Source organism: Bacteroides sp. L10-4 (assembly GCF_013373675.1).
Taxonomy (GTDB): Bacteria; Bacteroidota; Bacteroidia; order Bacteroidales; family Bacteroidaceae; genus Bacteroides; species Bacteroides muris.
Genome location: NZ_JABXJH010000102.1, coordinates 1 through 7,274 on the forward strand (window position 1 = coordinate 1; position 7,274 = coordinate 7,274).

Annotated in this window: 5 protein-coding genes and 3 pseudogenes; 6 read left to right on the forward strand and 2 right to left on the reverse strand. The window is 41.1% G+C overall.

The genetic code is table 11. The features are described from left to right. Nucleotides 1-149 precede the first annotated feature (149 nt). Both HU824_RS18750 and HU824_RS18755 read left to right on the forward strand, forming a co-directional pair. Nucleotides 150-1,394 carry an MATE family efflux transporter gene (locus tag HU824_RS18750; protein WP_217994226.1) on the forward strand — a complete coding sequence of 415 codons (1,245 nt, stop codon included), beginning with the start codon at nucleotides 150-152 and terminating at the stop codon, nucleotides 1,392-1,394. 12 nt (nucleotides 1,395-1,406) lie between these two features. Beyond that, a pseudogene (locus tag HU824_RS18755) lies at nucleotides 1,407-1,634 on the forward strand (antibiotic acetyltransferase); the annotation flags it as partial. On the opposite strand, the pseudogene HU824_RS18760 reads toward HU824_RS18755, so the two are convergent. Then, a pseudogene (locus tag HU824_RS18760) lies at nucleotides 1,623-2,530 on the reverse strand (IS256 family transposase); the annotation flags it as partial. The pseudogenes HU824_RS18755 and HU824_RS18760 overlap by 12 nt on opposite strands. 64 nt (nucleotides 2,531-2,594) lie before the next feature. After that, nucleotides 2,595-3,197, reverse strand: a pseudogene (locus HU824_RS18765) (phage integrase SAM-like domain and Arm DNA-binding domain-containing protein); the annotation flags it as partial. Nucleotides 3,198-3,829: 632 nt separating this feature from the next. Here HU824_RS18765 and HU824_RS18770 point away from each other — a divergent pair. The 4 genes from HU824_RS18770 to HU824_RS18785 all read left to right on the forward strand — a co-directional run bounded on the left by HU824_RS18770 (nucleotide 3,830) and on the right by HU824_RS18785 (nucleotide 7,057). Continuing rightward, the gene (locus HU824_RS18770; protein ID WP_176469681.1) at nucleotides 3,830-4,444 is read left to right on the forward strand and encodes a TetR/AcrR family transcriptional regulator; all 615 of its coding nucleotides are present in this window, start codon (nucleotides 3,830-3,832) and stop codon (nucleotides 4,442-4,444) included. Between the two features lie 97 nt (nucleotides 4,445-4,541). After that, on the forward strand, nucleotides 4,542-5,648 hold the full coding sequence (locus tag HU824_RS18775; protein WP_035458146.1) for a site-specific integrase: 1,107 nt from the start codon (nucleotides 4,542-4,544) through the stop codon (nucleotides 5,646-5,648). Nucleotides 5,649-5,731: 83 nt separating this feature from the next. Then, nucleotides 5,732-6,265, forward strand: coding sequence for an SMI1/KNR4 family protein (locus HU824_RS18780; RefSeq protein ID WP_004309993.1), 534 nt, complete (start codon nucleotides 5,732-5,734; stop codon nucleotides 6,263-6,265). Between the two features lie 72 nt (nucleotides 6,266-6,337). Next, the gene (locus tag HU824_RS18785; protein ID WP_016274267.1) at nucleotides 6,338-7,057 is read left to right on the forward strand and encodes an Imm43 family immunity protein; all 720 of its coding nucleotides are present in this window, start codon (nucleotides 6,338-6,340) and stop codon (nucleotides 7,055-7,057) included. The last annotated feature ends 217 nt before the right edge of the window (nucleotides 7,058-7,274 follow it).

Here is a 7,274-nt window from a genome sequence, read left to right on the forward strand (position 1 = left end):
GCCAAACTTTTCCTTTAAATTACTAAATTTCAGGGACTTTTGCAGATTTAATCACTTGAAAATTAAATGTTTAACAGCATATATTTAATTTTTGTCATCTACTAAAGAATTATACCTATAAGAAAATCTGGCTCATCGCTTTTCCTGTAATGATGAGCATCCTTATCGAACAACTGATAAATATTACCGATGCTTTGTTTTTAGGGCATGTGGGTGATGTGGAACTGGGCGCATCTGCCCTTGCCGGAATATGGTTCTTGGCAATTTATATGCTCGGCTTCGGGTTCAGTTTGGGGTTGCAAGTGGTAATTGCCCGCCGAAACGGAGAACAGCGGTATGCAGAAACGGGAAAAACGTTCTTTCAGGGATTGTTTTTCTTGCTGATACTGGCGGTACTCCTCTGTCTGCTATCCAAGATATTTTCTCCCGTTCTGTTGAAACATCTGATAATTTCGGATGATGTCTATAATGCGGTTATCCGCTATTTGGATTGGCGTATTTGGGGATTGTTGTTCTCTTTCCCGTTCCTTGCCTTACGCTCGTTTTTGGTAGGCATTACACAGACAAAATCCCTGAACATGGCGGCTTTCACAGCCGTACTGGTGAACATTCCGCTGAACTGGCTCCTGATATTCGGCTTCGATATGGGTATATCGGGAGCGGCTATCGCTTCTTCATCTGCCGAAATGTGTTCGCTGGCTGTATTGGCTGCATATATGTTTCGGCACATTGATAAAAAAGCGTATGGCTTATACTGGCGTATTGATATAACAGTATTGAAAGAGGTATTTTCTATCTCGGTATGGAGTATGCTCCAGTTCTTTACAAGTGTAGCCATTTGGTTTCTGTTCTTCGTGGCTATCGAACGTTTGGGAGAAACGGAGTTGGCTGTATCGAACATTGTAAGAAGTGTTTCCGCACTGTTTTCCGTTATCGTCAATGCATTGGCAGGTGTCACCGGTTCTTTGGTGAGTAACCTGATTGGAGCAGGTGAAAAGAAACAAGTTTTTCCGCTTTGCCATAAGATTATCCGTTTAGGATATGCGACAGGCATTCCACTGATTGCTTTTGCGTTGTTCTTTCACCAGCACATTATAGGGGCTTATACGGAAAATCCCGCTATCGTACAGCTTGCATGGCCGCCTTTTCTTGTCATGCTATTGAATTACTTCTTTGCACTACCCGGTCACGTCTATCTGAATGCTACAACCGGAACGGGAGCGACACGGACGGTATTCATTTTTCAGGTGATAACTACTATTGCTTATCTGTTCTGCTTATGGGGATTAGATTTTTGTGATGTTCCGTTAGCGGCATATTGGGCAGTGGAATACTTATATGTAATGCTGCTTGGTACACAATCCGTCATTTATCTTAAATATAAACAATACTAAGAACTGAAAGTTATGATGAACAAGATATATCCCCGTAAAGGTGACACGCAAACCGTTTATTTGAATGCTGTCGTAAAAGACCCGTCTATCGAAATAGGCGACTATACCATTTACAATGATTTTGTTTCAGACCCATGTCTGTTTGAGCAAAACAACGTATTGTATCATTATCCCATTAACCATGAACGGCTGATAATTGGAAAGTTCTGTTCTATTGCTTGCGGTGCAAAATTTCTCTTCCAACTTAAGAAGTTCATTTTCTGCAGATTCTTTATTTACAGCCTGATAGACACATTTTAAGTCCTTCAGGAATTCCTTTTGATTTTTGGAGCCTACATATTTGATGGAATTGCGAATCTGATGTACGACACAAAGCTGTACAGCCGTATTGGGATAACACTTTAGATGGCTTCAGGAAAGCCTTTCAATCCGTCTATACAGGCAATAAGAATATCTTCAACTCCACGGTCCTGGAGATCTGTCAGTACACTGAGCCAGAAGTTGGCTCCCTCATTCCTGGATATATACATTCCGAGCAGCTCCTTATGACCTTCCCGGTCAATACCCAGCACATTATATATCGCACGTGTAACAGCACAGCCACGTTCATCCGTTACTTTGTAATGGATGGCATCCATCCAGACTATAGGATAGGCAGAATCAAGCATACGTGATTACCATGCTTTTATTTCCGGAAGTACACGGTCAATAATAGCACTGATTGTGTCGGCAGATACACGATTTCCAAGATTCTCTTCCATCCAGTCACTAATCTCACGTGTGCTGTTACCAAGAGCATAAAGGCCGATTATACGGTCTGCAACGCCTTCTGCAAGAATGGTCTCACGCTTCTTAATGAATTGTGGATCAAAGCTTGAATTACGGTCACGGGGAGTAGATACGGTTACCTCGCCCAATGAAGTCTGGACCTGTTTCTGCATTTTTCCGTTACGACGGTTACCCATCTGACGTTCTTCTTCTGTAAGATGTGCATCCATCTCACCCTCCAGAGCTGCATTCAGGATACTTTCCAATAAAGGGGCAAAAGCACCGTCTTTACCTAACAAGGGCTTACCCGCTTTTAGCTGTTCAATTGCCTTGTTCTTGATACTATCAAAATCAAATTCTTCTTTCATAAAAAAACTGTGTTAGCAAAGTTAATACTTTATTCTTTGCTGACACAGTTTAATTTACATCCTCGTTTTTGGCGATGATTACAATCATCTTGAACGTCTGCATGAATTTTGCCGTAGTATTCTCATTGCATTTGCTTTCCGTTCTCAGATAATTCTCGAAGTCCGTAATGAACATATGGCCGATTTCTTTCAGTGATATATCCGAAATATTGTATTTCACTTTCATAAATTCCTCCAGCCTCCGGTAGCAGCGGCCATACTTCGCGAGGGTGGCAGGAGTCTTGCTAATGCCGACCAGTTTTCTTGCATCCTCATTGTGTTTCTTGAAAAGTTCCAGCAGTGTTCTTTGTTTCGCCGTTATTCCCAAAAACGCATTGCGTATTTTTTCTACCGTTACGAATGACTCATGCACTTCAATATCCCGGTAGTGGTTTTTCAGCGAAGCACGGATGTCCTCCAATGTTTCATTCAACTGGCAGGCTTTCTGTGTATTTCCTTTCGCCTTGCCCAAAACTGTCTCCCAGGCATCCGGTTTTACACTCAGTTTAGAACTGAACTGTGTGATTTCACCGTTAAGTGACAAACGAATCATAATACAAACTGTTCCGTCTTTGTTTACCTGATTCTTTCTTAGATAGAATAGAATCTTAAATGTACTCTTACTCATATCCTTTTTTAATTTATCTCCGTTACAGTGGGTGTAATGACTTCCCTCTGCAAAGGAATAATTAACAATTGGGTTACAAGCAGACATTTGAACGTCAATGAGCGACAAATCAAGTACTTACATCGAAAATCGCTACTATTTTTATAGGCTATTTTTTAGTAACGATTTAGTAACGGAACTTTGTCTGAAGTGGACATTTGAATGTCTTTCGGTTGTCCACCGGATAAATAGAAAAAGTCCCGTAAAACGTTGATTTTACGGGACTTGTCTTAATTTAACCACCTAATGTCTTAGGTTTCAGCGGAGAGAGAGGGTTTTGAACCTATAACTCTAACCGCTTATATTTCAGCTACTTTGCTTTCAAAATTTCAAATAGGTAACGAAACAGTAACGATTTTCAACCGTTAAGCCTGTCCAACTTTGACCGCTGTTTGTCTGCCTAACTTTCGGGTTCAAAGATACGGCATTCTTTTGAAACTCGCAAATATCTGATAATAAATATTTTTGGGTTAGTGCAAGGTGCAAGCTATATATATAAATATATACTTGCACCTTGCACTAAAAAAAAGCACTGGGGTACAAATGGTTAAAACAAAATCCGTATCTTCGTAACCGATTAAAAACAAACGTGTATGATAATAACTAACCGTGAAGAAGTAATAGATAAAGCGTTCGGAGTATTTGTCAGGATGAACTACGAGAAAGCAAGCATCATCACGCTTGCCAAAGCCTGCGGAGTGACAAAAACGGGCATCGTTTATTATTTTCCGCACAAGCTGGATTTATTCATGGCTGTGGCAGACAAATACGTGCTAAAAATGCACGAACCGGGAAACAAGTTTGCCGCTCCTGCCGATACGTTGGAGAAGTTCATCGGGCAATACGTGGCGGGGGTAGCCGCTTCCATGAAAAGGATTGTTGAACTGATTGGCGACAATGGCGACCCGCATGATTGTAGCCCCAACTTCTACTACTTTCATTTCCTGTCACAAGTGCGTATGTACTATCCGGGCATCAGGCAGAAAATCGAAAGGATGTTCAGCCACGACCATGACCTGTGGGCGAAAGTCGTGCAGAAAGCAAAAGACAGCGGGGAAATCAGGAGCGACACGGACGTGAAGAAAACGGCTACCATGTTCCGACAAATGTTTTTAGGACTGTCATACGAACAAGCATTTCTGAACGGTTTGAACGTGGACGAACTGGCAGAAAACTTTCGCTATATCTATTCGCTGCTTAAAGCCTGATACAGTTTTGTTTTTTTAACTTCCATTATTTTTGAACGCATGTTCAAAATGTGGCGTTTTTGTTTTATCTTTGGAGCATGAAGCAAAATTCAGCGACATGGATAAGGTTCAGAAACAAAGAGGAAGCATCGTGCTACACAAAGAAACAAGGGACGGTGCAGACTACATACGGGTAGAATATGCGAACAGTCAGGCTGTCGCCCGACTGCTCGCCCAAGACACGGGCATGAAAATGGCTGGCAACGGTTCTGCATACATAGCGTCAGCCGCTTTCAGCCTGCCCGATTTCTACGACCGCTATTCACCCCACGCCTATATTGATTACAGCCGGGTTTACGTGCGGCATCCCAAACCCAAAAGGGAATACACACTGCCAAAAGGCTATCTCGAACTGCTGGAACAAAAGCGTTACAGCCCTTCGACCGTCAAAACATACCGTGCCTATTTCAGCGATTTCATGGAATATCACAAGGGACGGAACATCGACCGCCTGAAAGTGCCGGACATCAACAAGTACATACTCTATCTTGTGAACGAGAAGAAAATCTCGGTGTCGCAACAGAATATGCGCATCAATGCTATCAAGTTCTATTACGAGCAGGTGAAAGGCGGCAAACGGCAATACTACGGCGGTATCACCCGTGCCAAAGAGTACAAGAGCCTGCCCGAAGTGTTGAGCAAGAATGAAATTAAGCGCATCCTTGCACAAATTTCCAACATCAAGCATCACTGCATGATTTCGTTGGTTTACTCTGCCGGACTTAGAAGAAGCGAATTGCTTAACCTGACCCCGCAGGACATCAACAGCGAAACAATGTCGGTTCGCATCATGGGCAAGGGGAAGAAATGCCGTTATTCGCTCCTTTCGCCCAAGTTGCTGGAAGAACTACGGCACTACTTCCGGGAATATCGTCCACAAAAATGGTTGTTTGAGGGCGAAACACCCGGAGAGCAATATTCGGCAAGTGCATTGGTGAAAGTGCTGAAAGAAGCCGCACATCGTGCAGGCATCAAACACCGGGTACACGTACACATGCTGCGCCACTCCTTTGCCACACACTTGCTGGAACAGGGAACAGACCTGCACACGATACAGGAATTGCTGGGACATAACGACATCAAGACCACAACCATTTATCTTCATGTGTCAAGTGCCCATAAAGCAAAAATCCCTAATCCTCTTGATACACTGGATAATTTGTGAGGTGCAGTTATAGGAATGTAGGAACGACACCATAAGGTGCGGTTATAAATAAATTACCGATAAAACAGTTAAAATATACAATCATGGATAAAACTCCTTTTGAAGATTTCGACTTTTCCAGTTTTTGGGCTAATAACGAATACGCTCAAAAATATTATATAGGTACAATACCTACAGATAAACAAGTTGAAGAGATTGAACGTGAATTGGGATATAAATTACCTCAATCTTATATTGCGCTGATAAAACAATGTAATGGTGGTGAACCCATTAATAAATGCTTTCCAACCCAAACTCCGACTTCTTGGGCAAACAACCATATTGCGATAAGTGGAATTATGGGAATAGATAAAGATAAACCTTATTCTCTCTGCGGAGAAATGGGAAGTCGTTTTTGGATTGAAGAATGGGGCTATCCAAACATTGGCATAGCAATCTGTACCACACCTTCTGCCGGACACGATATGATATTTTTGGATTACAGCAAGTGCGGTTTAACTGGAGAACCAAGTGTTGTACATATTGATGAAGAAAACGATTATAAGATTACTACACTTGCAGCAAGTTTTGAGGAGTTTATTCGTGGACTTGTTAATTCAAAAGACTTTGAAAGTTAAATCATCGGTAACAAAGCGTGATAACGCTTACAGCGTTCCCCGCTTAACCATTATCAATAAAAAGAGAATACAATGACAGAAGATATGGTAAAATTCAGAATGCTATTAACCCCTTGGCATGGTACGCCAATAGCACCACCATATATTGACTCTACTTTTACAGAGGAAATAAAATCTAAAAATCCTTATAACAATCCTGTTTATAGCAACGATTGGTTTAACTATTCACCCATGAGAGCCGGAAAGCCTGTCCCCTTAACGGACAATTATAAATTGCCTACCCACTTTTATTGGATATGCTCGAATGTGAAAAGGCTGGAAACCGATTATTATTCACATTCCAAAGGGGTTATATTATCTTCCTGTCTTTTCGAGTTTCTGAAACAGTTTAAGTGTTATGATGAATATGATATATGCGAAGTAACACCGCTATCCAGAAAATTAGCTCATATAAGCGATAAAAAGTATTACTTTATAAGATTCAAGCATTTAGCATATAACCTATTCATTGATTTGGAGAACTCGAACAGGATTAAGAGAATGAATAAAGTTATAACTTCATACTTGTATCTTGATTTCCAACTTAAAGAACAAACGGCATATCCTGATATTTTTTGGATGAAAAATATATTGGTTGCAAAAGATTCGGTTGCCGACTTAATCAATGGGAATGGTTTCAGTGGCTTTAGAATGGTTGAATTAAAGGATTTTGTAGATGAATATACATTTAGAGATACGCATCCATATCCTACTTTAGAGGAGATGAAAGATAGAGATAGGAAGTGGTTTTAATATATTGATAACAAGGTCGAGCTAACAGCTAAACGCTGTCCCTCACCAAGCCATTAATGGTAATAAGGTATATGATAGACTATTTATATTATAAGTAATTCAGAAAAATAAATGAACATATCAGGCTCTTTTGGAGAAGTTGATAAAGTGGGATTTGCCCAGCCCCGCCAGGCCTCGATTGACAGCGTAGAACAGATTGTCAGTCGAGACATAATCC

What these genes read in the sequence shown, in the direction of transcription:
- HU824_RS18750 (WP_217994226.1), top strand. Translation starts at nt 150, where the DNA reads ATGATGAGCATCCTTATCGAACAACTGATAAATATTACCGATGCTTTG.
- HU824_RS18770 (WP_176469681.1), top strand. Translation starts at nt 3,830, where the DNA reads ATGATAATAACTAACCGTGAAGAAGTAATAGATAAAGCGTTCGGAGTA.
- HU824_RS18775 (WP_035458146.1), top strand. Translation starts at nt 4,542, where the DNA reads ATGGATAAGGTTCAGAAACAAAGAGGAAGCATCGTGCTACACAAAGAA.
- HU824_RS18780 (WP_004309993.1), top strand. Translation starts at nt 5,732, where the DNA reads ATGGATAAAACTCCTTTTGAAGATTTCGACTTTTCCAGTTTTTGGGCT.
- HU824_RS18785 (WP_016274267.1), top strand. Translation starts at nt 6,338, where the DNA reads ATGACAGAAGATATGGTAAAATTCAGAATGCTATTAACCCCTTGGCAT.